The following is a 26,387-nucleotide window of genomic DNA, read 5'->3' on the forward strand; positions in this document are numbered from 1 at the left end:
GCTTGCCATCCACGCGTCACACGCTACAAGATGGCCTTCGAGAGGTGACCGTCCAAACAGTTCCCGGCTGGGTCGCCGCGCTGATCAATAATCCTCGGCGAAAGGATGATGCTGCCGTGCGCGCAAATGCCTGTCGTATTCTTTCGCCCTACGCCACCGGCCTGATCGCGATCGGCGAACCGACGGCTCGTGGCAGACCGGGCGGGGACCGGTTGACCCGTGATCAACTCAAGGCGCTGTGGCTGCACCGCGCGGTCGCGGGACGTCTGGTCAGCGACCCCGACGGAGTGTTGGCGAAGGCGGCGGCGAACCTCGAACGGCTACGTTCGGTACACCCGGACGGGATGGCGGCGAAGTGGCTCGAACGCTGGAGCGCAGTCCTCGACGCCGGGGTGGAGTCAGTCTTGACGGTCTTGACCTCGACTCGCCCTGACGATGTCGAGTTGCGGCAGAACTCACCGTTCGCCGGAGTCCTGCCCGAGTCCGAGCGTCGAGCCGTGCTGGCGGCGTTCGCGCAGAGCTGGCGCGAGCAGCCTGCTGTCCGACGGTGCTCAGGATCCGGCGCCGGTGCCGGTGGCGCCGCTTCCGGCGGCCCGGCGGCGGGGGAGTCGGGCCAGCACGAGTCGGCGTAGCCGGGCGTCGGTGGCCCAGAGCAGTACCCCGGAGACCAGCCCGGCCGCCCCGCCCAGCACCAGCAGCTCGACGACCGGCCCGGCGTCCAGACCGGTCCGGGCCGCCGCCAGCGGCACCAGCGCGGCGGCCACCGCGGCCAGGATCGCCGGCACCGTCGGCGCGAGGAAGGCCACGATCGACGCCCCGGCGGCCCGGCGCACGGTGACCCAGACCGCCAGGGCGGTCACCAGGACCTGCATGCCGACCCCGGCCAGCGCCACCGCCGTCGCCTCGGCCACGTCGTCGTACCCGGTGAAGAGGGTGCCGACGGCGGCCAGCGTCGCCACCCCGAGCACGCCCCGGGTCCAGAGGATCGCGGCGAGCTTGCCCGGCTGGCCGATCGCCTGGAGTGCCGGGCCGAGCAGTACCCCGTACACGTTGACGGCGCCGAAGAGGCAGAGTAGCCGCAGCGGCACCTCGGTGCCGGCCCACTGCGGACCCAGGAGCGTGACCAGCGGATGCGCCGCCGCCGCGAGTATGCCGAGCACCGGCAGCCCGGCCAGCGCACCGAGGTGCTGGAGCTGGTTGAGCTGCGCGGCCAGCGCCGCCCGGTCCCGCTGTAGCCGGGACAGTGACGGCAGCGCCACCTGCTGGAGCGACCGGACCGTGACGTCGACTAGCATGTCCGGCAGCCGGGCCGCCAACCGGTAGATCCCGGTCGCCACCGGCCCGAAGAACAGCCCGGTGAAGAGGACGTCGGCCTTGGAGCTGAGCATCAGGCCCAGCCCGGCGTTGGCCGAGTGGGCGGAGAAGACCAGCAGGTCCCGGATGCCGGCCAGCCGGGGCCGGCGGCTCGGCCGCCACGGGCAGACCCACCAGAGGACCACCAGGCCGACCGCCGCGTTCACCAACTGCTGCGCCACCAGGGCCCAGATGCCCGCGCCGGCCAGCGCCAGCACCACCCCGGCGGCGCCGCTGAGCAGCGAGGCGAGCAGGGTACGGATGGCGACCGCCCGGAACCGCAGTTCCCGGCGCAACACCGCCTCGGGCACGATCGACAGCCCCTGCAACAGCACCAGCGGGGAGAGTGCGACGCAGATCGCGGTCAGCTCCGGAGCCCGGTTGGCCAGCGCCCACAGTGGACTGACGACGGCGGCGAGCCCACCGATCACCACCCCGGCCAGTATCAGCACCACGAACGCGCCGTCCAGGTGCTCCGGCGTGAGTCTGTCCCGCTGCACGATCGCGGAGACCAGCCCCTGCTGGATCAGCGTCTGCGCCACCGTGATGTAGACGGTGGCCATCGCCACCAGGCCGAACTCGCTCGGGCCGAGCAGCCGGGCCAGCAGGAAGGTGACCAGGATCGACGAGCCGATCCGGCCGGCGGTGAGCACGTACGACCAGCCGATCGCCGAGCGCAGCCGGCCACCGCCGCCCGTCGACGGCGGACCCGAGTCGGTTGCCGGGATGCGTGCTGGCTGCTCCGGAGCCGTCCGGGCGGGCTGGACCGCGGGCACCCTAGGCGCTTCCCTTCGCCGTGCTGGCACGCCGCCGGATCAGCCGACCCAGCCAGACCGTGATCCGGCGGCGCAGCAGGCCGAGTCGGACCCGGACCCGGCGGGCCCACCAGGTGGCCAGGAACGCCACCGCCGAACTGAGCCGGGTGCCGAGCGGCTCGGAACCGGTGGAGAGGGTCCGCAGCGTCTCGGCGAGCATCCGCAGCCTCGGCGCCCGGACCCGCCTGCCGCTCTGGGCATACCAGGCCAGTGCCGAGTCCGGGGTGGCGTCCTTGGCCTGCCGGGTGGAGGCGCCGTGCATCCGGCGCAGGAAGAGCGGCTCGGCCACCTCGTGGATCTCGCCGAGCCGGGCCACCTCGGCGATCAGCGTGTAGTCGGAGGAGAGGAACGGGCGGATCATGCCGGTCCGGCGCAGCGCCGACATCCGGAACACCCCGAAGTGCGCGTGACAGAGGTTGATGTTCTTCGCCACCCGGGCCACCCGGCGCCACGCCCGCCGGTCGCGCAGGTCCAGCCGGTCGGCGTACGGGCCGATGACCTCGCCGGCCTCGTCGATCAGTACGGTGCGCGGATAGGCGAGTACGGCGTGCGGCCCGGCCGCGTCCAGCGCCGCCACGCAGGTGCGCAGGTACGCCGGCAGGCAGACGTCGTCGTACGCCACCCACTTGAACAGCTCACCCCGGGCCAACTCGACCACCCGGGCGTAGTTGACGTGCCCGCCGAAGTTGCGCGGGTTGCGGTAGAGCCGGATCCGGGGGTCCCGCGCGGCGTAACGCTGGCAGATCTCCCAGGTCCGGTCGGTGGAGGCGTTGTCGCTGATGATGATCTCGAAGTCGGGGTAGTCCTGGGCGAGCAGGGCGTCGAGGCAGCCTTCGAGGTAGCGCTCCGCGTTGTAGAGGGGTACGCCCAGACTCACCCGCGGTGCTGGCTCCATCGTCTCCTCCGCTCAGGCGACCAGCAGCTCGGCGTGCACGCCGAGCCGGCGTAGCGCGGCGTCGATCTCGTCCCGGTAGGCCGGGTTGGTGATGATCACCGAGCGGGTGCCGGAGCCGGCGAGGGTGGCCGGATCCCGCACCTGGTGCCCGGTCACCGGCAGGTAGCGGCCCCACTTCCGCGGGTTGACGTCCACCACGGCGGCGAGCCGGCGATCCGGGTCGGCCAGGTGGAGGAACTGCACCCCGCGCGAGCCGGCTCCCCAGAGCACCGGTCGGTCACCGGCAGAGGCCAGCCGGTCGATGGTGCCCCGCCAGTGCTCCCGAACGGCTGCGTGTCGGTCGGCGAAACCGGCGATCGAGGCGAGCTGCCGGTCCCGGTCGGCCACTCCCGGCGACTCGGTTCCGGGCAGCGCCGTACCGGTCACCGGCGCTGTGGCGTTCACCGAGATCTCGACGTACCGGAACATGCCGGAGAAGAGCCGCCCGGTGGCGACCACCCGCCAGCCGGCCCGCTCGACGATCCGGCAGAGTGAGTACCCGTCGAAGTAGGAGACGTGTGGGTAGATCACCTCCCAGCCGGCGGTGCCCAGGTCGTAGCCGGCGTCCGGCACCTCCAGGTAGCCGTGGACCGGCCGGTCACCGGCCAGCTCGCGGAGCCGGACCAGGAAGGCGTACGGGTCGTCCAGGTGCTCGAACCAGTGCCGGGAGGTGACCAGGTCGAACGCGGGGGTGTCGCCGTCGAGTGGGGCGTGACCCCGCACGAGGGTCGCGCCGGACGGGTCCGGGCCGGGCGGGCCGGCGTACATCGCGTCGTAGCCGATGCCCCGGCAACCGGCCACCTGGCACAGCTCGCGCAGGAACTCGCCCTGCCCGCAGCCGACGTCCAGCACCGTGCCGCCGCGCAGCGGGAACCGCCCGGCGAGGTGCGTGACCAGTTCCGCCGAGAAGACGCCGAAGGCGGGCGAGTGGTGCAGGTTGGTGTCCATGGTGGTGTCATAGACCAGAACGGCCGGGTCGAAGGCGAGGTTGCGGACGTACCCGCAGTCCGGGCAGTAGCCCAGCCACATCCGGCCGAGCGGGCTGGCCAGCGCCTCCGCCCGGCTGGCCCAGTGCACCCCGCAGTAGACCGGGATCTCGCCCAGGTCGGCGAAGGGCACCAGGTCGTGCCGGCCGCAGGCCGTGCACCGGTGCACCAACTGCCTGCCGCCGGAGCCGCCGGCAGCGGTCACGGCGTTCTCCAGCGCAGCTCGGCGTCGAGCCGGCCGGCCCCGGTGAGCGCCCGGATCCGGTGCAGCCGCTGGTGCCGCTCGCCCCGGAACGCCCCGATGGTTAGCCCGTACCGCTGGTACGCCTCGACCAGCTCCTCGATCCCCTTGCGCACCGTCCAGCGGGGGCGGAACCCGGGCACCTCGGCCGCGACCAGGTCACAGCTGACCCGGTAGTTGCGGGTGTCCGCCGAGGCGCCCCCGGCGAAGGTCACCCGCGATCCCGGCACCACCTCGGCGACGAGTTCGGCGACGTCCCGGATCAGGTAGTTCTCGGCGCTGACCCCGATGTTGTAGGCCCGGCCGTGCACCACCGCCCGGTCCGCCTCCAGCAGGGCCAGGAAGGCCGCGCAGATGTCCTCGGCGTGCACCAGCGGCCGCCAGGCCGAGCCGTCGGAGAGCAGCCGTACCTCGCCGGTGAGCAGGGCGTGCGCGGTGAGGTCGTTGACCACCAGGTCGCCGCGGAGCCGGGGGGCGAAGCCGTACGCGGTGGCGTTGCGCAGGAACACCGGGGAGAAGTCGTCGTCGGCGAGGGCCGCGAGGTCCCGCTCGGCCCGGACCTTCGACGCGCCGTACGGGGTGACCGGGGCGAAGGCCGCGGTCTCGTCCAGCGGCCGGTCGTCGGTGCCCGCACCGTAGAGGCTGCACGAGGAGGAGAAGAGGAAGCGGGTCACCCCGGCCGCCCTGGCCGCCCCGGCCAGCCGCACCGTGGCCCGATGGTTGATCTCGTAGGTCAGTTCGGGGTCGAGGTTGCCGATCGGGTCGTTGCAGAGCGCGGCGAGGTGGCAGACCGCGTCGAAACCGGCGAGATGCTCCGGCCGGACGTCCCGCAGGTCCATCGCGAGGGAGGGTACGGCCGCCGGTGCCGGGCCGAGCAGGCAGTCGGAGTAGTAGTCGGTGTCCAGGCCGGTCACGTCGTGCCCGGCGGCGCTCAGCATCGGGGTGAGTACGCCGCCGAGGTAACCATGGTGGCCGGTCACGAGAACACGCACGGCAAAGCTCCCGTCGTCGCCCGGATGAGAAGGCGAGTTTATGGGTGCCCCCCTGGCCGACCCGGCTATTGTCGGACTTTTTACTCAACCGCTCCCGCCGCGCCGGAGTGCTGGTTAGCGTGGCGCGCAGGCGGGCGGGCGCCGCGCCGGTATTTGCGATCATATCGGGGTGGGTGGGCATGACCGATGCCAAATGTCGGCTGTGTGCGGCGGTATTGACCGAAACGTTTGTCGACCTGGGCATGTCGCCGCTCTGCGAGAGTTATCTCAGCGCGGATAGGCTCGATTCGGCCGAGATCTTCTACCCACTCCACGTCCGAATCTGTTCGAAGTGTCTGCTCGTGCAACTTCCGGCGTACGTATCCGGAGAGGAAATCTTCTCCGACTATGCCTATTTCTCGTCGTACTCCGACTCCTGGGTGGCACACGCCAAGCGGTACGCCGACACGATGACCGAGACGCTCGGGCTCGGGCCGGAGAGCCTGGTGACCGAGGTGGCGAGCAACGACGGATATCTGCTCCAGCACTTCGTCGCCCGGGGCGTACCGGTGCTCGGGGTGGAACCGGCCGGCAACGTCGCCGAGGTGGCCCGGCAGCGGGGAGTCCGGACCGAGGTGCGGTTCCTGGGTGCCGAAACCGGCGTCGAGCTGGCGGAGCGCTACGGCCGGGCCGACCTGGTCGCCGCCAACAACGTCTACGCGCACGTGCCCGACCTGATCGGCTTCACCGCCGGGCTGGCCGCGCTGGTCAAGCCGACCGGGCTGGTCACCTGCGAGGTCCCGCACCTGCTGCGGCTGATCGAGCGCCGGCAGTACGACACCATCTACCACGAGCACTATCAGTACCTCACGCTGCGTACCGCGATGCGCGCGCTGGCCACCGCCGGCCTGATCGTGATCGACGTGGACGAGTTGTCGTCGCACGGCGGCTCGCTGCGGGTGCACGCCCGACCGGCCGCGGCGGCGGGGGAGCCGTCCGGCAACGTCAAGTCGGTGCTGGACGCCGAGACCGAGGCCGGCCTGCACACCGTCGCCGGGCACCTCGGCTTCGCCGACGCCGTCTTCGACATCAAGCGGGAACTGCTCGACTTCCTGCTCACCGTCCGGGCACAGGGGCTGCGGGTGGTCGGCTACGGGGCACCGGGCAAGGGCAACACCCTGCTCAACCACTGCGGCATCCGCGCCGACCTGCTGGAGTACACCGTGGACCGCAGCCCGCACAAGCAGGGGAAGTTCCTGCCCGGCACGCACATCCCGATCCACCCGCCGGAGCGGATCGCCGAGGACCGTCCCGACTACGTACTCGTGCTGCCCTGGAATCTGCGCACCGAGATCTCCGCGCAGCTCGCCTACGTACGCCACTGGGGTGGCCGGCTCGTCTTCCCGATTCCCGCCCTGGAGGTGCTGTGATGCGGGTCGTCCTCTTCTGCGGCGGCCTGGGGATGCGGATGCGCGAGGACGCCGCCTCGGCACCGAAGCCGATGGCGATGATCGGGGACCGCCCGCTGCTCTGGCACGTGATGCGCTACTACGCCCACTTCGGGCACACCGACTTCATCCTCTGCCTCGGCTACGGCGCCGCCGCCGTCAAGGAGTACTTCCTGCGGTACGACGAGACGCTCTCCAACGACTTCAGCCTCTCCATGGACGGCCGGGACGTACGGCTGCACTCGGCCGACATCACCGACTGGAACATCACCTTCATCGACACCGGCCTCGGGACCTGCATCGGCGAGCGGCTGATGCGGGTCCGCAGGTACGTCGAGGACGAGCCGATGTTCCTGGCCAACTACGCGGACACCCTGACCGACGCGCCGCTGCCGGAGATGGTCGACCGGTTCCGGCACTCCGACGCGGTGGCCAGCCTGCTCGCCGTACCGGTGCAGTCGACCCACCACGTCATCGACATCGCCCCCGGCGACCAGGTCACCCGGGTACGCCCGATCCGCGAGCTGATGCAGTGGGAGAACGGCGGCTACTTCATCCTGCGCCGGGAGATCTTCGACGTGCTCCGCGAGGGGGAGGACCTGGTGCCGCACGGCTTCGACCGGCTGCTGCCGGAGCGGCGGCTGATCGCCCAGCGCTACACCGGGTTCTGGCGGGCCGCCGACACCTTCAAGGACCGGGCCGAGCTGGAGCAGCTCTACCAGTCGGCCCGCTGCCCCTGGATGCTCTGGGACGCCAACCGCAACCAGGGCCGCCGGCCGGCGACCCTGGAGCCGGTGCTCGCCGGTGTCGCCGGCAGCGCCCGGGTCTGGGACTGACCGGTTGATGATGCCGTTGCGCCTCTCCGCGGCCCGCTCGGTGGTGCTGCTCGGGGCACACCCGGACGACATCGAGATCGGCGCCGGCGGGCTGCTGCTCGCCCTCGGCGACGTACCCGGGCTCCGGGTGCACTACGTGCTGCTCACCGGCACCCCCGCCCGGCAGGCGGAGGCGCGGGCGGCGGCCGCCGCCTTCCTGCCCGGCGCCCGGCTCAGTTTCGCCCTGCACGACCTGCCGGACGGCCGGGTGCCGGCCCGGTGGGGCGAGGCGAAGGAGATCGTGAACGCCGCCGCCGCGACCCTGGACGCCGACCTGGTGCTGGCGCCCGGCCCGGACGACGCGCACCAGGATCACCACACACTCGCCGCCCTGGTGCCCACGTCGTTTCGGGACGCCACGGTGTTGTACTACGAGATCCCCAAGTGGGACGGCGACCTGGGCCGGCGCAACGTCTACCTGCCACTGACGCAGGAGCGGGTGCGCCGCAAGGTGGAGCTCCTGCACGCGAGCTATCCGTCGCAGAAGGGCCGGGACTGGTGGGACGACGAGGTGTTCCTCGGACTGGCCCGGCTGCGGGGGATGGAGTGCCGGTCCCGGTACGCCGAGGCGTACCGGTGCGAGAAGGCGGTGATCGAGCAGTGACCGAGCTGACCGAGACGACCGGGGCGGGTGCCCGGACCAGAGCCGTGTCGGCCTGCCTGTTCGGGGTGCCCGGCGCACACCTGAACCTGGGGGTCGGGGCGCTGCGGGCGGCCACCCTGAGCGGGCTGCTGGCCCGGGAGCCGGGCGCCGACGTCACCGTCTTCGACGACGGGTGGGGGCAGCGCGCCGGGCACACCTTCGTGGCCGGCCGGTCGGTGCCGATCTCACTGGCCGGTGCCCGGCACTCGCGCCGCTACCACCGGCCGGAGTCCTACCTCAACATGCGGATCAGCGCGGCGTTGGGCGGGCTCGGCAACGCCGGGCTGGCCCGGATCGACGCCGCCGACGTGGTGCTCGACGTCAGCGGCGGGGACAGCTTCAGCGACATCTACGGCGAGCACCGGTTCCGCACCGTGGCCTGGCCGAAGCGGTTGGCCCTGCTGCGGCGCCGCCCGCTGGTGCTGCTGCCGCAGACGTACGGGCCGTTCCGGTCGGCGCGGCTGCGGGCCGAGGCGGCGGCACTGGTCCGGGGCGCGCGGACGGCCTGGGCCCGGGATCCGGAGAGCTTCGCCGCCCTGGCCGACCTGCTCGGCCCGGACCTGGACCCGCGGCGGCACCGGGAGGGCGTGGACGTGGCCTTCGGGCTGGAGCCGAGGGTGCCGGACGAACCGGCGTACCAGCGGTTGGCCGGATGGTTCGAGGCGGACCCGGGGCCGGTGGCCGGGATCAACGTGAGCGGGCTGATGTCCCGGCCGGAGGGCCGGGTCCGGTTCGGGCTCGCCGGGGACACCTCACGGGTTGCCAACCGGCTCTGCGAGCGGCTGCTGGACCAGTCGGACACCCGGGTGATCATCGTCCCGCACGTGCTGACCCCGAACGGGTCCGACGACGACCGGGTGGCCAGCGAGCGGCTCTACGCCGCGCTCGCCCCCCGGTACGGCGACCGGGTGGCGCTCGCCCCGTCCGGCCTGGACCCGCACCAGAGCAAGTGGGTGATCGCGCACACCAGTTGGTTCTGCGGGATGCGGATGCACTCGACGATCGCGGCACTCTCCTCGGGGGTGCCGGCGGCGGTGCTGGCGTACAGCGACAAGGCGGGGGGTGTCTTCGCCAGCGTCGGGCAGCGCCAGCACGTCGCCGACGCCCGGCGGCTGCCCGACGACGCACTGCTCGACGCGCTCTGGGCCTCCTGGACCACCCGGGCCGAGACCGCCGCCGAGCTGGCGGTACGCACCCCGGCGGCGGTCGCCCGGGCGTCCGCCCAGATGGACGAGTTCGTCGCGCTGGCCCGGGCCGAGCGGGATCGTCGAGCCCCGGCGGGGGTGCGCTGATGCCCCGGCCCCGCACGGTGCACGACGTCGCGTCCGGCAGGCTCTGCACCGGGTGCGGGGTCTGCGCCTACCTGGCTCCGGACGAGGTGCGGATGGTCGACGTGCTCGACCACGGCCGGCGCCCGTTACCGATCACGCCGGTCGGGGCAGCGGCCAGCGGCGCGGCGGCGGCGCTGGACTGCTGCCCGGGGGTGCGGTTGGCGCACGACAGCAGCCGGTCGGTGCCGGGCGAGATCCCCGAGCTGCGTCCGGCCTGGGGGCCGGTCCGGGCGATCTGGGAAGGGTACGCCGCCGATCCGGCGATCCGGTACGCCGGCTCCAGCGGCGGGGTGGCGACCGCGCTGGCCGGACACTGCCTGACCGGCGAGGGGATGGCCGGGGTGCTGCACATCGGCGCCCGGGCCGACGTGCCCTATCTGAACGAGACCAGGCTGTCCCGTACCCCCGCCGAACTGCTCGCCAACGCCGGCTCCCGGTACGCCCCGGCCAGCCCCTGCGACCGGCTGGACCTGGTCGAGTCGGCCGAGGCGCCGTGCGTCTTCGTCGGCAAGCCCTGCGACGTGGCTGCGGTCCGGATGGCCCGGCAGGTCCGGCCCGAGTTGGACCGCAGGCTCGGGCTGACCATCGCGATCTTCTGCGCCGGCACCCCGACCACCAGGGGCACGCTGGAGATGCTGGACCGGCTCGGGGTGACCGACCCGACCCGGCTGGCGTCGGTGCACTACCGGGGGGCGGGGTGGCCCGGTTCGGCCCGGGCCCGGCTCACCGACGACCCGCCGGACGAGCGGCGCGAGCTGAGCTACGCCGAGTCCTGGGGCGACATCCTGCAGAAGCACCGGCAGTGGCGCTGCTACCTCTGCGCCGACCACACCGGCGAGTTCGCCGACGTGGCGGTCGGCGACCCGTGGTACAGGCCGACCGGCGACGACCCGGGCCAGTCCCTGGTGCTGGCCCGCACCGAGCGCGGCGTACGACTGGTCGAGGCCGCCATCGCCGCCGGGGCGCTGGTGCTGACCCCGGTGACCGTCGACATCCTGCCCGCCTCGCAGCCGAACCTGCTCCGGGCCCGGGGCGCGGTCTGGGGGCGGATCGGCACGCTCCGGGCCGCCGGCCTGATGACGCCCCGGCTGCGCAACCTGCCGATGGCCGGGATCTGGTGGCGGCACCTGTCGACTGTCGAGAAGCTCCGCTCCACCCTCGGCACACTGCGCCGGATCGGTCGTAAGCGACTCCGTGAGCCGGCCGTGCTCACCCCGTACCAACCCAGGTGAGGAAGGGCCCCTTCCTATCGTTTTCGGTAGATGCGAGGGCCCTTGCTAACGGGTCAGACCACCGGCTGACCGTTGTCGAAGTAGACGTTGGTGGGGCGTTCCCAGGTGACTCCGGGGCGGTTCCAGCCGGAGACCACCCCGTAGCGGTAGTCGCGGCCGTACTTGTTGTTCCGGAACAGGATGTTGGAGCCGACCAGCCGGGGACTGATCCCGATCGAGTAGTTGCCGCCGTTGCAGTAGTTGTCCTCGAAGGTCAGGTTCGTCAGCGACGGGGCGGTCTCCGAGCCGATGGTGAGGCAGGAGTTGAACGGGTCCCGGGTCACCGGGTTGTACGACAGCAGCGTGTTGTGCCGGACGATGATGTTGTTGCCGCCGGTGCTCTGCAGGATGTCGTTGTGCGAGCCGGCGACCCGGGCCAGGCTGTGCAGGTACGAGTCGAAGATCCGGGTGTTGCTGGCCAGCCGGGGTCCGTCGATCATGTTGTAGACGTTCCCCCGGCGTAGCGTGTAGTCGGCGCAACAGATCGAGGCCGAGTTCGTCGCCATGCCGTTGATCTCGACGTCCTCGATCAGCAGGTTCGTCGTCCCGGCCAGGGTCCGGATCGAGTACGTGGGGCTGTTGCAGGTGATCCTGGACTTCAGAATCTTGACGTTGGCGGCGGCGACGGTGACGCAGCCGACGATGTTCAGGCCGGTCACCACCTGACCAGCCTTGCGCAGGCTGAGCGCGCCGGAGCTGCGCAGTGCCGTCCCGGCGGGCACCCCGGTGTTGCCCGGCCCGGGCCAGTACGTGATCGGGGTGGGCGGCGCGCTGGCCGGCGCGTACGGCGGCCGCTCCGCCATCGCCCGGGAGTCCGGGTCCGGTGGCGGGATCGGCGCGGTCGGGCTGCTCGGCACCGGGGCGCGGTAGGGCTTGCCGTCCTGCGACGACTCGACGATGGTGGCCGGGTTGTCGTCGGTATGCCGGAACGCCTCGCGGCAGCCCTTGACCCGGACGCGTAGCGCCGAGTATCCGCCCGGCACCACACCGTCGGTCCTGGCAGAGGCGCACCGGATCTCGGTGTCCTCGATCAGGGTGCCGAGCACCCCGGACCGGATCACGATGGCGGCGGCGCCGCCGGTGCGCACCTTCACCCGCCGGATCGTGATGTTGTCGGCCGCCACCTCGATCGGGCGGTTGACCGTCTGTCCGTAGAGGACGCTCGCGGGCTGGTCGAGCACCATCGGCGTGGCCCGGACCGGCTGCCCCGCAACGTTGAGCAGGAGATAGCCGCTGGCGGCGAGGAGTGCGGCCGTGACACCGAAGGTTCCGACGATGGTGGCGCGGCGCCGCCTGCGGTGCGGATCGCGGACGAGACTCGCTGGCTCGATCGGAGGTCCGGCGTTACTGTCGGTCACGGTTACCCCCCACGGGCGCGTTGCACACGGGCGGGGGCCATCGCTCGTGCGCGACGAGGCGCCCACCGCCATTCGGCCGGTCCGCGCCGACTCCCCCCGGGTCGACGCAATCGCGCGATCGGACACCTTCCCAGCTCAGAGGGGGTGTAGTTCCGATCTCTTCGATCCACTGGCCATGAATGAATACTACAAGCTGTGGCGAAGAGGTTACTATTCTCGATTCAGACGGATTACGGACAGAAGGTCGCGGATGATCGCTCCGCGTGTCTGGCCGCCCTGCCGGTTACGGGTAGAGTCTCGGTACCTCCGGAATGTGATCTCCCGACGGGCCGGGCGACCGCCCCCCGTATCCCGGTGGCTCAGCATCCCGCGAGGTCAGACCACCGTCGACGGCTGCACAGGAGATGACAGTAAGCATGGCTCGACCGCAAGGGCAGGGTGCTGTTCGTCAACGGCGAGACGCAGGCTGGCAGGACACCCGTGAGGGCGACCGCCTGGTCCAGCAGCAACTCCACAGGACGCTCTGGACCAAGTTCAAAATCCGCGACAACGACGTGTACGAGCGCGCGCTCGGGTACATCCGCGAGTACTACTGATTACTCAGCCTCATCCTCCGGCCGTCGCCACCGCCACCAGGTGCTTGCCCACAAGCTCTTGCGCCTGCTCAATCTCGCCCACACCCTCTTCAAAACGCGCGGGCGCCTGCCGATACGCCTTGACGGCGCCATTGAGCCTTTTCCAACCTGATCTTGCAGGTCGGCGCGGTCGGGAGGGGCGTTGATCGATGAGGGCGAGGCTCCAGGTAGGACAGCAAATCGACCACAACCCGATGCCCCGACCAGGAGCCTCGCCATGCTGTCCCACCCTGCCACGATTCCGTTGTCCAACCGGACCCTGAACCACCTCGCCGAACGAATCTGCGGCCACCGCCAGCAGCGCAACTCCCGGTGGAGGCGACTGACCCCGGGCCGCCAGGCACTGCTCGCCCTGACCCACGTGCGCAACGGCGACGCCTACACCCGCCTCGCCGCCGGCTTCCAGATCGGGATCGCGACCGCGTGGGCTCTTCAAGAAGCGATCGCCCTGCTGAGCGCTACCGCCGACGACCTGCACACTGCAATGCAGCGCATCCGGCACCTGGCCTATGCGATCCTGGACGGCACGCTGATCCCGATCGACCGGGTCGCCGACCAGAGGCCGTACTACTCCGGCAAGCAAGAACGCCACGGCGTGAACGTGCAGGTCGTCGCGGACGCGGTTGGGCGTGTCGTCTGGGCCTCGGCCGCGCTGCCCGGTTCGACACGTGGCCTGACCGCCGCCCGCACCCGAGGCATCATCGACGCCTTGACCAGCGCCGACGTGATGACCTTCGCGGACAAGGGCTACCAGGGCGCCCGCGGCAGCGTGCGCACCCCGTTCAAGCGACGACGCTGCCGACCGAGGCTGTCACGCCGGCAGAAGGCGATCCACCAGGTCCACGCGAAGATCCGCGCCCGCGGCGAAAGAGCCATCGCCACGCTCAAGACCTGGAAAATCCTGACCAAGCTGCGCTGCTGCCCACGCCGCGCCACCGCGATCGTGCAAGCCATCCTCGTCCTGCACCACGTCGAAGCCGACCGCAGAAGGAAAAGGCTGATCAAGACAACTTGAGCGAGTTGAGCGATACATTCGGCAATCTCTATCTTTAGATACATCGACCGATTGACTCAAAGTGCTTCTCACGTTACGTTCGGTGCTCGTCACGTCATTGTCACCACGGGAGGAATGACCTTGATCAGGAGTATGCGTGCATCGAGCTTGGCTATCGCCCTGGCCGTCGCCTTGCTGTCGACCGGAGCGAGCGCCGTAGCCTCTCCACCGGCATCGGACCCGTCGCGGGCCGCGGCTCGGCCAGGGCTGGCGCCCGCCGGTGCGGGGGGCACGTACCTCGACGAGGAGGGCAACGTCCTGTCGATGCGGGGGCAGGACGTCGACCTGGTAGCAGGCAGTGCCCTGCTCCTTGGCTGCACACCGGGCAACGGAGCTGACAATCCGCACTACACGGCGCCTGACGTCTCGGGTCATGGAACCTACGTCAAGGGAACGTGCACCAACAACACGGCTAACGTCTACAACTGCTTGTACGAGTGGTACACCGACGGCACCTGGCGGCGGAAGTCGTGTTCGAGCACGGTGACGGTGACGGCCGGCGGCGGGGCTGGGAACAGGTCCAACGCTCGGCATGTCTGTCACTCGACCAGCCAATTCATCTCGTGGCGCAATCACGAGGACGTCGACGTCATCGGCGAGATCGACGACAGCAACCAACCCTACAGGCAGGCCGAGGTCTACTGCGTAGTGAACTAGCCGTAGCGTTTACGGTGGGCCATAGAGGCCTCCGGTAGGTATGGGCGTCAGCACCTCACACCTCGCCGGGGGTCTCTCCATGGATCAAGCCGACACGCCGTCAAAGACGCTCATGGCCACTACAACTAGCGGTCTATTATTCCGACGATGACACTGCAGCCCACTGACGAGCTCTCTGCTGCGGCGTGGCTGTATGCGACCGATGTCGGCCCGACGCGGTTGATCACGTTCGGGCCGGCCTCGTTCCCCGCGTACGCACGCCTTCGCTACCTGCCCGATCCGGTCCTTCCGGATATGCGCGAGTCGGACGTGCGGCTGCCATCTCGCCGATCCACTGAGATCGACATGGCCCGAACAGCGTTGGAGGCCCTCGCCGACTACAGCTCCTCCACGCGCGACTGCTATGTCTGCGTGTGGGAGGGTGGCGCGACGTTCCGGAATCCTGCACTGACTGGCGGACCCATGCTGGACCTTCCGCACCGGCGATACGTCCTGTTCACCGGTACCCTGGACGACTTGATGGGGTGGAGCGACTTGTTCGACTCCGAAGTTTACTCAGCGCCGGCATTCGTCTGGCCGGCGGATCATGCGTGGTGTTTCGCCAGCGACGTCGACCCTCATTGGGCCGGCATCGGAGCCGACCGTGGGGTTATCGACCGCCTCGTCGCGGACAGGAACCTCGACGTGGTGCATGCGGACCCGGAAGAGCGGCAGCCGACGTACTACTGACAGCCACTTTCATCGTGCGTAGCGGTTGGCTTCGACGTGGTACAGGACGAGGATGGCTTGGACGATCGCGGTGGCTCGGTGTGGGCAGCAGCGCAGCTTGATCAGGATCTTCCAGGTCTTGAGGGGTGGCGATCGCGCGTTCGCCGCGGGCGCGGATCCTCGCGTGAGCCCGGTTCACGGCCTTCTGCCTGCGTGACAGATTTGGCCGGAAGCGGCGCCGCTTGAACGGGGTGCGCACGCTGCCGTGGGCGCCCTGGTAGCCCTTGTCGGCGAAGGTCATCGCGTTCGCGTTGCTCAGCGCGTCGATGATGCCGTGGGTTCGGGCTGCGGTCAGGTCATGGACTGAGCCGGGTAGCGCCGGCGAAGCCCAGATGAGGCGGCCGGCGGCATCGGCGATGACCTGCACGTTCATGCCGTGGTGCTTGTGTTTCCCGGAGTAGTACGGCTTCTGGTCGGCGACCCGGTCAATCGGGATCAGGGTGCCGTCCAGGATCGCGTACGCCAGTCGGCGGATCCGGTCCATGGCGGTGGCCAGGTCATCTGCGGCCGCCGCGAGAAGGGCTATCGCTTCCTGCACGTATCGCCATGCGGTGCTCACGCCCACGGCGAACCCGGCAGCGAGGCGGGTGTAGGTATCACCGTTACGCAGGTGAGCCAGGGCGAGCAGTGCCTGCCGTCCCGCGTCGAGGCGCCGCCACCTGGATCGGCGCTGGTTGCGGTGGCTACGGATGCGGTCGGCCAGGTGGTTCAAGGTCCGGCTGGACAACGAGATCGTGGACGGGTAAGACAGCACAGGCGAGGCTCCCGGTCGGGGCATCGGGTCACAGATTTGCTGTCTTACCTGGAGCCTCGCCCTCATCGATCACCGGGCTACGCACACCGCCCCTGTGCTGCCAGATCAGGTTGGAAAAGGCTCATTGAGCAGGTTGTTGCCCTGACCTCGGCTGACCTTCTGGACGTGAGTCTGGGCTTGGTTCACGAAATCGATGACCGCTGCGATGCCCCGGTCCACCTGTTCGAGCGTCTGTAGCGCCGTGGCTAGTTCCGCCAGCGCTGTACCGATCGGGCTGGTACCGTGCCCGGCGGTGAACCGGTCGAGTCCGGTGTTCATGGCGCGGCCGACGAGTCCGCCGAGCTTCATACCGGCGTAGGCGGCGCCGACCGCGATCAGAGGAGCGGGGCGGTGGCCGACGGCGTCGGCGGCAGCAGTGGCCGCGACGGCTATCCCGGCCCCGGCCAGCTTGCCGACTCTCTCACTCAGGTTCTTGATCCCGTCCCGCGCACTCTCCAGGGCAGTATCCCGCAACGCACCCGCTGCTGCGGTGAGCGCTCCGGCCGCCTTCTCCCGAGCGCCAGGGACCCGTGCGTCCTTCGTTCGTCCTCGGCCTTGTTTGCTTAGTCCGAACATTGATTATCGTGCCGGTTGGAGGAACGCGCAGCCGGAGGCAACGAGCATGGGAATGACCTTGGCCGTGTCAAGCGCCAGTTCACCACTGGTCATCGGATCGATGTCCTCTCCGCTGGCGCGCTGCTCGTCCGCGAACTGCGTGGCGATGACGCAGGCTTCCCAGAGTGATCCGACGGTCGATGAATATGCCCACAAGTTGTAGACCGTGTAGTTGACCTTGACGAGAGCCTGTCCGTTGTGGCCGATGAGTCGGCGGTCGGGTTCGTCGGGGGTGTTGCCCATGCCTTCAGCGAGGGGGTGGAGCGTGATTCGCCGGAAGGGCTTCTCAAGATCTCTCTCCGGGTCGTACTCGATGAGGAGACCTCGGTCGATGAGCCATCGACGACGGGACCAGGGTTGACAGGGCCGTTGCCGGCGAGCAGTACATCCAGTTGCAGGCTGTCGCGGTTGACTTCCAGCCGGGCGTGGCGTTCGGGGTCCAGGAAGGCTCGTCCCCATACCTGGAACTCCTCGTCAGTCAGTTCTTCAGAGTCGTTGCCGAGACGGACTTCCCAGAACTCCGGTTTCGGGTCTGGTGGAGTGACGTATCGGAAGGACGGGCCGAGGTTGAGGCCGACGGGCACGATGACGGTGGGCATGGGGCCTTCCAGGGCTTCGAGGTTAGATGGCGGCGCTGTACTTCTCGGTCTGATCGATGGCGGCTCGGATGAGACCGGCGCCCTCGCCGAACTTCTGCTTGGCTGCACCGAGCTTGCTGATGGCGCCCAAGACGGCGGGCTGCTGCGTGCCGGCGGCGAGAGCCTGGAGCGCGGTGATGGTCTTGTCGATCTCGGCGTTGACGCTATTGAGCTGCGCGAGCGCCTTCTCGGCCTCGCCTCTGCTCCGAGCGAGGCCGGCTTTGATCTCACCGATGCTCGACACTGGATCATCCTCCCCAGGAACCAGGTGCGCCGGACGCGCCACGGGCGGGCGTCAACGGCTCAGGGTGATCAGCTATCGGTGGACATCGACCACGTCGAGGCGCTTAGTGATCAGTTGGCTACGAACTGGCGCTGGCGAGGTGCCGCCTGACGTGACTACGTCTCGTCGGCGTCGTCGCGTTGGTGTGGCCGGTACTCCCTGATCCACGCGGCGACCTCTGTGCGGCTCCAGACCCGTACACGACCGGATGCGACGACGGCGACTGGCGCCGGGAAGGTCTTGTAGTTCGTGACCTCGGTGGCCCGGGTGCGGGAGACGCCGCCCAGCATCTCCTGGATCTCCGCCAGCGCCACCAGGTCCATGTGTACAGGCTATGAACGTGAACCGGGCGCATGTGCACCTACTGCAAGGTACACCCGGTTAAGGTTGACCCGGTGCACCTGCACGGGGATACTGGCCGTGCCGCTATCGGGGACACGGTGGTGGGCTCGCCAGAGGTGGAAGGGCTCAAAGACGCCTGGCGACTGATATCGCCCAGCCGCAGCTGCACAACGACTGGCAGAAAGGGACAACTGCATGAGGTGGGCCGGATGACGTCGATCGGGGACGTGCACGAGGACGAGGCGGAGCAGCGGGCGCGGGCGGTACGCGAGGCGGCCCGGTCGGTCGAGTACGGCATCGAGGAGCTGCGGCAGGCGTACTCCCGGCTGGTTCTGAACCTCAGCCGGGCGCGGGCGGTGACGGCCGGATCGACCCATCCGCTGCCGGCGCGGGCGCTGCGGCACTGGACCGCCGCCCTGGAGTTGACCGACCGGGCCCAGCAGTGGCTGGCCTGCGGGGCGACTGAGCTGCGCCAGATGCCCCGGGCGGTGCCGACCGGCCTCGCCAAAGAAGTGGTCACCGCCCTCGGCGCGGCTGCCGACGGGGTACGCGTCAGCACCGCCGGCCTGATAGAGCTGCGGCAACGGATCGACACCTGCACCGCCGAACCGACGCGCGGAGCCCTGTCGGCCGCCGCGCTGACGGACCTCCGGCGGGGAGCCGGGGTCCTCGATGAGCTGACCGCGCGGATGCAGCAGGGCAGCGTAGCCCTCTCCGGGTACGCGATCAGGGTTTCCGGGCTGGACCCGAAGCCCGACCGGACCGCGCGGGCCGTCGCCCTCGCGCAGGCGACCTGGTATCCACCCGACAGCGTCGGCCTCGGCGCCCGGCTGGCGGGTCGGCTGGTGGGCGCGGCCGGTCACCGGCCGCATGACCCGCCGGTCCCGGCGCACCTGCGGGTGCCGTTGCGGCGCCGGATCGCCTGGCACGCGGGGCGCGGCTACTGGGCCTCCGGCGGGCTGCGGCTGTTCCGCCCGCACACCGACGCCGCCTTCTTCGACGACTGCCTGCGGAGCATGCTCCTGCTCACCCAGGGCAATCCCATCTGGTACGCCGACCGCCTCGACCTGTACCGCCGGGCGCAGGTCCTCGACGGCTACGCCGACGCGCTGGCCGCAGCCGTGGTCGTCGCCGTCGATCGGCGGCTGACCCCCGGCCGGGACCGCCGGACGGTACGGCGGCTCGCCGCCCGGATGCACAGCCGCTACAGCGGCGGGACTGGGGAAGTGCCGCCCGAGGTCGTTGCCGAGCTGATCCGAGCCGCGCTCGGCGAGGCGCCCCCGCCAGTGGCCGACCCGGTCCGACTGACCGTCCTCCAGACCCTGCTGCTGGTGGACCTGCTCGGCGACGAACGCCTCACCCGTTGCGGCCGGACGGCGTTCCGGGCCGAGGCGGTCGACGTCGCCCTGACCGCCGGTCCGGCCCGGCTGACGGTCGAGCCCACCGACCGGGACCGCAACTGCGATGGCTGACCATCCCGGACCGGACGACCGGCCGCCGCCGGATCCACCCCAGGACGTGTACGCGCTGCTGCGCGCCTTCGCCGCCGAACGCGACGAGCTGTATCGCGCGATCGGCGCGGCCCGGGGCGAGGCGGACCGGCTCCGGGCGACGCTACGGCGCTGGCAGGCCCAGCACCGTCACTGCTTCCGACGCGGCCCGGCCAACCGGGGCCGCTGGGACGGCGTGCCCTGGTGAGTTGGCCACGCTTCGGTCGAGTATCCCGGAGAGCCAACCCCGGATCGGGTGCGGCGGCCGGGATCAGCGGTGTTGCTGCCGGGGGAGCACCACCTCGCGGAGCAGCAGTTGGATGGCGGCCACCGCGGGGATCGCCACCAGGGCGCCGATCACCCCGAACAGGGCCACCCCGAGCAGCGCCGCGACGATCGCCGCCAGGTCGTTGACCTGCACCGAGCGGCGCATCACCCGGGGGTAGACGAGGTAGTTCTCCAGTTGCTGGTAGACCAGGAAGAAGACCACGCAGGTGATCCCGGTCGGCACGTCGGTGGCGAAGCCGACCAGGCTGGCCACCACCGCGCCGATGGTCGCGCCGATCTGCGGGATGAGGTCGCAGATCGCCACCACCACGGCAAGCGCGAACGGGTACGCCAGGCCGACGATGACGGCGAAGACAAACGTGCTCACCCCGGCCAGCAGGGCGATCGCCAGCGCACCCACCATGTACGCGCCGACCTTGGCGAGGATCTCGTCGCCGATCAGCCGTACCCGGTCCCGCCGGCTCGCCGGGACCAGGCCGTAGCCGAGGGCGCGGAGCCGATCGAAGGTGGCCATGAAATAGATGGTCAGCACGATCACGGCGACGACGTTGAAGACCGCGCCGAAGATGAACCCGGCGGCCCCGAAGACCCCGCCCAGGGCCCGGGTGAGGTTCTCGGTGGTAACCGCCGATTCGATCTTGCCTGCCAGGTCGTACTGCTCGATCAAATCGTTGACGGTGCCGTTGCGGCGCAGCTGGGTGATGTAGTCGGGCACCTGCCCGATCAGCTCGCCGGTCTGGCTGACGATCGGCGGGACCAGCGCGTACACCGCACCGGTGATGATCGCGAGCAGGGTCAGGGTCACCGCCGCCACGGCGAGGCCACGGGGCAGTCCCCAGGACCGCAGCCGGACCACCGCCGGGTGCAGGCCGATCGCCAGGAAGAGCGCGATGAAGACCAGCACCAGCACCGAGCCCGCGTTGCGGACCGCGAGGAAGATCGTGTACGCGAGCAGCACGCCCAGCCCGCCGGTGAGTCCGACCAGGAACGGGCTGAGCCGCAGGGGCTGACCGGGCCGACCGAACCGGCCACCGGCGGCCGAGGGCCCCGCCGTGCCGGAAGCGGAATCGTGGCCGCTGCCGGGATCAGGGACAGAACCGACATCCGGGCCGGGGTCGGGATTCGGGCCGGTGCCGGAATCAGGGTCGGCGCCGGCGCGGGCAGGCGCCGGGTCCTCTTCGGTTCCGGCAGAGGCGTCGACCGGCCCGGCCGGCCGAGGCACGTTCCCCTGGGCGTCGCCGTCGCGCCGCTCGTCCTGCACCGATGGCTGTTCGCTGCTCACCCCTGACCTCCCCCGACGCCTCGTCTGGGCGAAGGTTAACGGCTCCGGGCAACGCCCGTGACGCGGCCGGCCGGCCTGGGTGTCGCTACTCCGAGGGCGGCTACTCCGAGTCGACGGTGACCTTGTTCGACTTGGTGCCCTGGTCCTCGACCTTCGGCTTGCCGCTGCGCTTGCCGGAGTCGCCGGTGCTGGTGATCCGGGTCGGCATCGGCTCCCGGCCACCGGTGCCGGGCACCGCGGCGACGGTCGGCTCCCCGTCGATGCCGCTGCCGTCGGCTCCGGCGGTCACCGGCTCGCTCACCCGGTTCGCGGACTTCCCGCCGTCCGCCGATCCGGCCTGCTGGTCGGCGGCGACCTGCTCGGCGGCGGCCTCGACGATCTGCTGCATGTCCGCCTCGGCCAGCGCCAGCTGCTGCTCGGCCTGCTGGGCCGACTGCTCCGTGCCGGTCAGCCGGTCCCGCTCACCGGCGAGCTGGTCCCGGGCGGCGGCGAGCTGTCGCTGGATCCGGTCGGACTCCTGGCGGGAGGCGACGGTCTCCTGGCGGATGTCGGCGAGCGCCTGCTGTGCCTCGGCGAGCTCCTGCATCACCTCGGCCAGCTGCTGCCGGCCGGCTGCCGCCTCCTGCTGGGTACCGGCCAGGTGCTGCTGCGTGGTGGCCAGGTGCTGCTGGGCGGTCGCCATGTACTCCTCGAACTGGCGCCGGGACGTGGCGGCCTGCTCGTCGGCCTGCCGCTGCAACTCGGCGAGGCGCTCCTCGGCCTCCCGCCGGACCTCCACGGCGTGCTCGTCGGCCTCCCGGCGCACCCGTTCGGCGTACTCGTCGGCCTCCTGGCGGACCCGGTCGACGCCGCCCTCGATCTCCGCCCGGCGGGTCTCGTACGACTCCTCCAGCTCCGAGCGCCGCTGCTCCACCTGCTGCTCCAGCTCGGCCTGCCGTTCCTGGAACTGCTGTTCCAGCTCCGACCTGCGCTGCTCGAACTCGCGATCGGCCCCGGTCCGGTAGGCGGCGAGTTCCTCCTCCAGCGCGGCCCGGCCGGCGGCGAGTTCCTGCTCGGCCGCGCTCCGCAGGGCGGCGATCTCCGTCTCTGCGGTGGTGCGGCGCCGGTTCACCTCCTGCTCGACGCCCGACCGCCAGGCGCCCAGCTCCTGCTGCGTCTCCGCCCGCACCTTCTGGGCGTAGTCCTCGACGTCGGCCCGGGACTTGCGGACGTACTCGGCGGTCTCCTCGTTGATCCGGGTCGCCTCCTGCTGGGCCTTGGCGTGCGCCGCCTGCCCGGCCTCGCGGAGCTGGGTGGCCTCGTGCTTGGCCTTCGCGTGCAGCCCCTGGCCGGCCTCGCGCAGCCGGGTGGCCTCCTGCTTGGCGATCTCGATCATGCGGTCGGCCTCCTGGCTCGCCGCGTCGGTCAGCCGCTGCGCCTCCTGCTGGGCCTGGAGGTGCGCCGCCTGTCCGGCCTCGCGCAGCCGGGTCGCCTCCTGCTGCGCGGCGTCACGCAGCCGGTTGGCCTCGTGCTGGGCCGCGTGCCGCAGCCGCGCCGACTCCTGGCGGGCCCGCTCGACGACCTGCTGGCTCTCCCGCTCGGTCCGCTCGGTCAGCTCCCGGGCCTGCTGGTTGGTCAGCTCGGTGAGCCGGTTCGCCTCCTGCTCGGCGGTGTCCCGGAGCTCCTTCGCCTCCTGTACGGCCTTGGCGTGCGCCGCCTGGCTCGCCTCGCGCAGCCGGTTCGCCTCCTCGGCGGCCCGGTTGCGCAGCTCGGAACCCTCCTGCTTGGCCTTCTCGAAGGCGGCCTGCGCGGCCTCGCGGAGCCGGGTGGCCTCCTCGGCGGCGGCGGTGACGGCGGCGTCCGCCTCCGCCCGGCGGGCCGTGTTGACCTTCTCCTCCTCGGCGCGGCGGGCGGCGAGCGCGAGTTCGAAGTCGCGCAGCGCGTCGGCGGCCTGCGCTCGGGCGTCCTCGAGCACCTGTTCCGCCTCGGCCCGGCGGGCCTCGATCTCCTGGAGGGTGTCCCGGTGGATGATCTCGGCCTGCTCCTCGGCGAGCGCCAGGATCTGTTCGACCACCGGACCGAGGTGCCGGAATGACGCCCGGTCGACCATGCCGACCTGCCGGCGTACCGCCGCGAGGTCGCGTTGCAGCACCTCGACCTGGCCGGCCAGGTTGTGGATCTGGGTGTACGCGTGCTCACGCTGGGCGGCCAGGGTGGCGATGTCGTTCTCGGCGCGAGCGACGTACCGGTCCACCTGCCCCTTGTCGTAGCCCCGAAAGGCCGGCTCGAAGCTCGGCTCCGTAGCCACGTCTCCGTTCAGGGCAAACAGTTCCTCGCCGTGCGACATGCTCCCATCCTCACACGAGGTGGCCGGTTCTGCGGCGATACCCGGCGGGGCTGATGGGACGAAGCTCACCGGTCATGACATTGGCCGATCTGTCGACCCGTACGCCGCGCACCACTCGGGGCCGTACCGGAAATTCCGGTACGGCCCCGGCCGTGCTGCTGCCCCGCAGTCCGACCCGCGATCCGCCCTCGGGGTCAGCTCGTGGCTTCGGCGGGAACCCGCTCCTCCGACTCGGCCTTCTCGGCGGTGGCCGCCGCCGGCGTCGTCGGCGCCGCCTCCGGCTTGGCGGCTGCCCCACCGACGCCCGGCACGATGCCGGCCAGGCCGGAGAGCATCTGCCCGAGCTGCGAGGTGACGGCGTCCTTCTGCCGGGTGAGGTCCTCGACCTCGCGGCGGGCCGCCTGCGTGGTCAGGTCGGCCTCGGTGCGTGCCTCGGTGAGCAGGCGGTGTGCCTCGGCACGGGCCTCGTTGAGGGTCTTGTCGGCGAGCGCCTTCGCCTTGTCGATGGTCTCGGCGGCGTTCCGCTCCGACTCCACCCGGCGGGCCTCGGCACGCTGCTCGATCTCCTTGGCGCGGTCCTGCGCGGCCCGGGCCCGCTGCTCGGCCTCGGCGACCAGCTTCTGGGTCTGGGCGACCTGGGCGGCGTGCCGCTCGGACTCCTCGCGCTCGGCCTTCTCGCGGCGCTCGGCGAGCTGGAGTTCCAGCGCCTGGAGGTCCTTGTCGCGCTTGTCCCGGGCGTCGGTGAGCAGCTTGGTCGCCTCGGCGCGCTTTTCCTCGGCCTCCCGGGCCGCCTTGGCGCGCTGCTGGGTGATCTCCCGCTCGGCGGTCGCCCGGAGGGTGGCGACCTCCCGCTCGACGGTGGACTTCAGCTCGGCCACCTCGTGCGCGGTCACCGTGCGGAGCTGCTTGGTCTCCCGCTCGGCGTCGGCGCGCAGGGTGTCCGCCTCCCGGCGGGCCTGCACCCGGACCTCGGCGGCCTCCCGCTCGGCGGCGGTGCGGACGCTGCCCGCCTCCCGCTCGGCGGAGGCCTTCATCGCGGCGGCCTCGGCGCGGGCCTTGTCGGTGATCTCCCGGGCCTCCAGCCGGGCGGCCGAGAGGATGCCCTCCGACTCGCGCTTGGCCTCGCCGCGGTGGTCGTTCGCCTGCTCCTCGGCGAGGCGCAGGATCTGCTCTACCCGGGTGCCCAGGCCGGAGAGGGTGGGGCGGTTGTTCTCCTCGAGCTGCTTGTTGGTGTCGGTGAGCTTCTGCTCGACCGACGCGAGCCGCTGCTCGGCCTGGCGGAGTCGGCGCTGTGCGTCGTTCATCCGCTGCTCGGCCTCGGCACGGGCCTGCTCGGACTGGTTCAGAGCGGCGTTCAACCGGCCCAGGTGGCTGTTGACCTGCTCACGGTCGTAGCCGCGCAGGGCAACCGTGAAGTCTGGCTGCGAGTTCGCGTTGTCGAAGAACGCGAGAGGGGAGGACTGCTGCTGGGGCATTGGGACATACTTGCAGACTTACCGGGGTGCTTCGCAAGGGCCGAGCCGTACTATCGCGCCCAGTTCACAAGGTCAACTCAACCCGCCGTACGGCGATTCTCTTTGCCGGATCTACTGTGCTCGGAGGACCTCCGGACGAGTGCCGTCGATGCCGGTTCCGAAACCCCTCGGGCGGACGGGCTCCGGGGTGGTCGTCGTGCCGTCGGCCGGGGTAGCCGTCGTGCCGTCGGCCGGGGGTAGCCGTCCTGCCATCGGCCGGGTGGTCACCGTCCAGCCAGCCGGGCGACGATCGGGGCGGCGGCGTCGAGATTGCCGCCGAGGTGCAGATAACTGACCCCGTACCGGTCGCGGAGCGCGAGGAGCTTGTCGACGCACTCGTCCACGCTGCCGTGCAGCACCGACGGCGAGCCGGCCAGCGCGGCCGGGTCGACGAGCCGGGCGTGGCTGGAGGAGGCGCGGTGCTCGACACCCCGGTGCACCACCCGTACGTCGAACATCCGGGACTGGAACTCCAGACCGGCCGGATCCCGCCCGGCCGCCGTCGCCGCGTTCCTGGCCCAGGCCACCTTCCGGGCGAAGCGCTCCGGACTCATCTCGGCGACCGCGGCCAGCGGGTCGACGTCCGGGGCGAGCCGCGGGTTGATCCCGACGATGTCGGCGCACCGGCCGGCCAGTTCGAGGATTTGCCGGCTGCCGCCGCCGACCAGTAGCGGGGGATGCGGACGCTGCACCGGCTCCGGCAGCCCGAGCAGCCCGGTGATCCGGTAGTGCCGGCCGGTGAAGTCGACCGGCTCGTCGCCGAAGAGCCGGAGCAGGATCTCGACGGACTCGGCCAGCCGGGCGACCCGTACCGCCGGGGGGTCGAACGGCAGCCCGGCGGCGTCGTGGTCGTCGCGCAGCCACCCGGCGCCGAGGCCGATCTCCACCCGGCCGCCGGAGAAGACGTCGAGGTTGGCCAGCGCCTTGTGCAGGAGTACCGGATGCCGGAAGTCGTTGCAGAAGACCATGCCCAGCACCCGGAGCCGGCTGGTCGCCTCGGCGGCCACCGTCATCGTCACCAGCGGATCCATCGCCCAGCCGCCGGTGAAGTGGTCGGAGACCGAGACGGAGTGGAAGCCTAGGTCCTCGATCCGGCGGATCTCGTCGCGCCACCGCGCCGCCGGCCGGTCCAGTCCGGGCATCGCGGCGGTGAACCGGAACGGGCGTACCCCGGCGGGACCGGACCCGGCCGGGGTGGCGGACGACCCGGTGCGCGGCGCCGGGCTCGCCGGGGTGGTGGACGACCCGGTGCGCGGCGCCGGGCTCGCCGGGGTGGCGACGGGCGCGGCGGGATGCGCGGGCGGCATCGCCCGACTCTATGTGCCGGCGGGCAGCACACCCGGCGTTCCGCCCGGGTACCCGAGGTGAAGTCGGATTGTCGACACCGGTCCCGGCCCGACCGGACGGCGCATTCCGGGCCGCCGTCCGGCGGCCTACCGTGACCGCTGCGCGACCCGGCGTGACCCGCCGGGCGCC

Annotated in this window: 24 protein-coding genes and 2 pseudogenes; 12 read left to right on the plus strand and 14 right to left on the minus strand. The window is 71.1% G+C overall.

Annotated elements, in window-relative coordinates; genetic code table 11:
* The first annotated feature begins 44 nt into the window (after nt 1-44).
* Nucleotides 45-632 carry a hypothetical protein gene (locus tag ABNF97_RS08130; protein WP_349338129.1) on the plus strand — a complete coding sequence of 196 codons (588 nt, stop codon included), beginning with the start codon at nt 45-47 and terminating at the stop codon, nt 630-632.
* On the opposite strand, the gene ABNF97_RS08135 is transcribed toward ABNF97_RS08130, so the two are convergent.
* From ABNF97_RS08135 to ABNF97_RS08150, 4 genes are read right to left on the minus strand one after another with little or no spacing between them, the layout of a single operon-like run.
* The gene (locus ABNF97_RS08135; RefSeq protein ID WP_349338130.1) at nt 552-2,129 is read right to left on the minus strand and encodes a lipopolysaccharide biosynthesis protein; all 1,578 of its coding nucleotides are present in this window, start codon (nt 2,127-2,129) and stop codon (nt 552-554) included. The two genes, ABNF97_RS08130 and ABNF97_RS08135, sit on opposite strands and share 81 nt — an antisense overlap.
* Before the next feature lies 1 nt (nt 2,130).
* Nucleotides 2,131-3,063 carry a glycosyltransferase family 2 protein gene (locus ABNF97_RS08140; RefSeq protein WP_349338131.1) on the minus strand — a complete coding sequence of 311 codons (933 nt, stop codon included), beginning with the start codon at nt 3,061-3,063 and terminating at the stop codon, nt 2,131-2,133.
* 12 nt (nt 3,064-3,075) lie between these two features.
* On the minus strand, nt 3,076-4,293 hold the full coding sequence (locus ABNF97_RS08145; RefSeq protein WP_130462240.1) for a methyltransferase domain-containing protein: 1,218 nt from the start codon (nt 4,291-4,293) through the stop codon (nt 3,076-3,078).
* Entirely contained in the window at nt 4,290-5,321 is a 1,032-nt protein-coding gene (locus ABNF97_RS08150) for an NAD-dependent epimerase/dehydratase family protein (protein ID WP_349338132.1), read from the minus strand. Before ABNF97_RS08150 ends, ABNF97_RS08145 begins: the two co-directional genes overlap by 4 nt.
* Before the next feature lie 179 nt (nt 5,322-5,500).
* On the opposite strand from ABNF97_RS08150, the gene ABNF97_RS08155 reads away from it, so the two are divergent.
* Genes ABNF97_RS08155 through ABNF97_RS08175 form a run of 5 tightly spaced genes read left to right on the plus strand, consistent with a single transcriptional unit; the run spans nt 5,501 to nt 10,829 of the window.
* Nucleotides 5,501-6,730 (plus strand): methyltransferase domain-containing protein, encoded by a 1,230-nt coding sequence (locus ABNF97_RS08155; RefSeq protein ID WP_349338133.1) that lies wholly within the window; start codon nt 5,501-5,503, stop codon nt 6,728-6,730.
* On the plus strand, nt 6,730-7,584 hold the full coding sequence (locus tag ABNF97_RS08160) for a glycosyltransferase family protein (protein WP_130462243.1): 855 nt from the start codon (nt 6,730-6,732) through the stop codon (nt 7,582-7,584). The genes ABNF97_RS08155 and ABNF97_RS08160 overlap by 1 nt, the downstream gene beginning before the upstream one ends.
* Nucleotides 7,585-7,591: 7 nt before the next feature.
* On the plus strand, nt 7,592-8,227 hold the full coding sequence (locus ABNF97_RS08165) for a PIG-L deacetylase family protein (protein WP_349338134.1): 636 nt from the start codon (nt 7,592-7,594) through the stop codon (nt 8,225-8,227).
* Nucleotides 8,224-9,558 carry a polysaccharide pyruvyl transferase family protein gene (locus ABNF97_RS08170; protein WP_130462245.1) on the plus strand — a complete coding sequence of 445 codons (1,335 nt, stop codon included), beginning with the start codon at nt 8,224-8,226 and terminating at the stop codon, nt 9,556-9,558. Before ABNF97_RS08165 ends, ABNF97_RS08170 begins: the two co-directional genes overlap by 4 nt.
* The gene (locus tag ABNF97_RS08175; RefSeq protein ID WP_349338135.1) at nt 9,558-10,829 is read left to right on the plus strand and encodes a Coenzyme F420 hydrogenase/dehydrogenase, beta subunit C-terminal domain; all 1,272 of its coding nucleotides are present in this window, start codon (nt 9,558-9,560) and stop codon (nt 10,827-10,829) included. Before ABNF97_RS08170 ends, ABNF97_RS08175 begins: the two co-directional genes overlap by 1 nt.
* 53 nt (nt 10,830-10,882) lie before the next feature.
* Here ABNF97_RS08175 and ABNF97_RS08180 read toward each other — a convergent pair whose 3' ends face one another.
* The gene (locus ABNF97_RS08180) at nt 10,883-12,226 is read right to left on the minus strand and encodes a glycoside hydrolase family protein (RefSeq protein ID WP_130462247.1); all 1,344 of its coding nucleotides are present in this window, start codon (nt 12,224-12,226) and stop codon (nt 10,883-10,885) included.
* A gap of 416 nt (nt 12,227-12,642) precedes the next feature.
* Here ABNF97_RS08180 and ABNF97_RS08185 point away from each other — a divergent pair, with 416 nt between their 5' ends.
* From ABNF97_RS08185 to ABNF97_RS08200, 4 genes are all read left to right on the plus strand, one after another.
* Nucleotides 12,643-12,822: a hypothetical protein gene (locus tag ABNF97_RS08185; RefSeq protein WP_130462248.1), complete on the plus strand. Its 180-nt coding sequence runs from the start codon at nt 12,643-12,645 to the stop codon at nt 12,820-12,822.
* 256 nt (nt 12,823-13,078) lie between these two features.
* A complete protein-coding gene (locus tag ABNF97_RS08190) occupies nt 13,079-13,876 on the plus strand; it encodes a transposase family protein (protein WP_130462249.1) in 798 nt (265 codons plus the stop codon).
* Between the two features lie 114 nt (nt 13,877-13,990).
* Entirely contained in the window at nt 13,991-14,572 is a 582-nt protein-coding gene (locus tag ABNF97_RS08195; RefSeq protein ID WP_349338136.1) for a hypothetical protein, read from the plus strand.
* 147 nt (nt 14,573-14,719) lie between these two features.
* Nucleotides 14,720-15,301, plus strand: coding sequence for a hypothetical protein (locus ABNF97_RS08200; RefSeq protein ID WP_207230470.1), 582 nt, complete (start codon nt 14,720-14,722; stop codon nt 15,299-15,301).
* Nucleotides 15,302-15,310: 9 nt separating this feature from the next.
* Here the strand turns inward: ABNF97_RS08200 and ABNF97_RS08205 are convergent.
* From ABNF97_RS08205 to ABNF97_RS08225, 5 genes and pseudogenes are all read right to left on the minus strand, one after another.
* Nucleotides 15,311-16,094: pseudogene (locus tag ABNF97_RS08205) on the minus strand (transposase family protein).
* A gap of 105 nt (nt 16,095-16,199) precedes the next feature.
* Nucleotides 16,200-16,607 (minus strand): hypothetical protein, encoded by a 408-nt coding sequence (locus tag ABNF97_RS08210; RefSeq protein WP_130462250.1) that lies wholly within the window; start codon nt 16,605-16,607, stop codon nt 16,200-16,202.
* Between the two features lie 105 nt (nt 16,608-16,712).
* Nucleotides 16,713-17,347 (minus strand): annotated as a pseudogene (locus tag ABNF97_RS08215) (hypothetical protein).
* Between the two features lie 22 nt (nt 17,348-17,369).
* Complete coding sequence (locus tag ABNF97_RS08220) at nt 17,370-17,630, minus strand: hypothetical protein (protein WP_130462251.1); 261 nt, start codon at nt 17,628-17,630, stop codon at nt 17,370-17,372.
* 155 nt (nt 17,631-17,785) lie between these two features.
* Nucleotides 17,786-17,992 carry a hypothetical protein gene (locus tag ABNF97_RS08225; protein ID WP_207230471.1) on the minus strand — a complete coding sequence of 69 codons (207 nt, stop codon included), beginning with the start codon at nt 17,990-17,992 and terminating at the stop codon, nt 17,786-17,788.
* A 228-nt stretch (nt 17,993-18,220) separates the two neighbouring features.
* Between ABNF97_RS08225 and ABNF97_RS08230 the strand changes: the two genes are divergently transcribed.
* Together ABNF97_RS08230 and ABNF97_RS08235 are read left to right on the plus strand one after the other, a co-directional pair.
* Entirely contained in the window at nt 18,221-19,483 is a 1,263-nt protein-coding gene (locus ABNF97_RS08230) for a hypothetical protein (RefSeq protein WP_130462252.1), read from the plus strand.
* Nucleotides 19,476-19,709: a hypothetical protein gene (locus ABNF97_RS08235; protein ID WP_130462253.1), complete on the plus strand. Its 234-nt coding sequence runs from the start codon at nt 19,476-19,478 to the stop codon at nt 19,707-19,709. The genes ABNF97_RS08230 and ABNF97_RS08235 overlap by 8 nt, the downstream gene beginning before the upstream one ends.
* 63 nt (nt 19,710-19,772) lie before the next feature.
* On the opposite strand, the gene ABNF97_RS08240 is transcribed toward ABNF97_RS08235, so the two are convergent.
* The 4 genes from ABNF97_RS08240 to ABNF97_RS08255 all read right to left on the minus strand — a co-directional run bounded on the left by ABNF97_RS08240 (nt 19,773) and on the right by ABNF97_RS08255 (nt 26,218).
* Nucleotides 19,773-21,011, minus strand: coding sequence for an AI-2E family transporter (locus ABNF97_RS08240; RefSeq protein WP_502930469.1), 1,239 nt, complete (start codon nt 21,009-21,011; stop codon nt 19,773-19,775).
* A 160-nt stretch (nt 21,012-21,171) separates the two neighbouring features.
* Entirely contained in the window at nt 21,172-23,397 is a 2,226-nt protein-coding gene (locus tag ABNF97_RS08245; RefSeq protein ID WP_349338138.1) for a coiled-coil domain-containing protein, read from the minus strand.
* A 194-nt stretch (nt 23,398-23,591) separates the two neighbouring features.
* Nucleotides 23,592-24,872, minus strand: coding sequence for a coiled-coil domain-containing protein (locus tag ABNF97_RS08250; protein WP_349338139.1), 1,281 nt, complete (start codon nt 24,870-24,872; stop codon nt 23,592-23,594).
* A gap of 263 nt (nt 24,873-25,135) precedes the next feature.
* Entirely contained in the window at nt 25,136-26,218 is a 1,083-nt protein-coding gene (locus ABNF97_RS08255; protein ID WP_349338140.1) for a TIGR03621 family F420-dependent LLM class oxidoreductase, read from the minus strand.
* Between the last annotated feature and the right edge of the window lie 169 nt (nt 26,219-26,387).

Origin of the sequence: Plantactinospora sp. B6F1, assembly GCF_040120695.1 — a bacterium.
Lineage (GTDB): Bacteria > Actinomycetota > Actinomycetes > Mycobacteriales > Micromonosporaceae > Plantactinospora.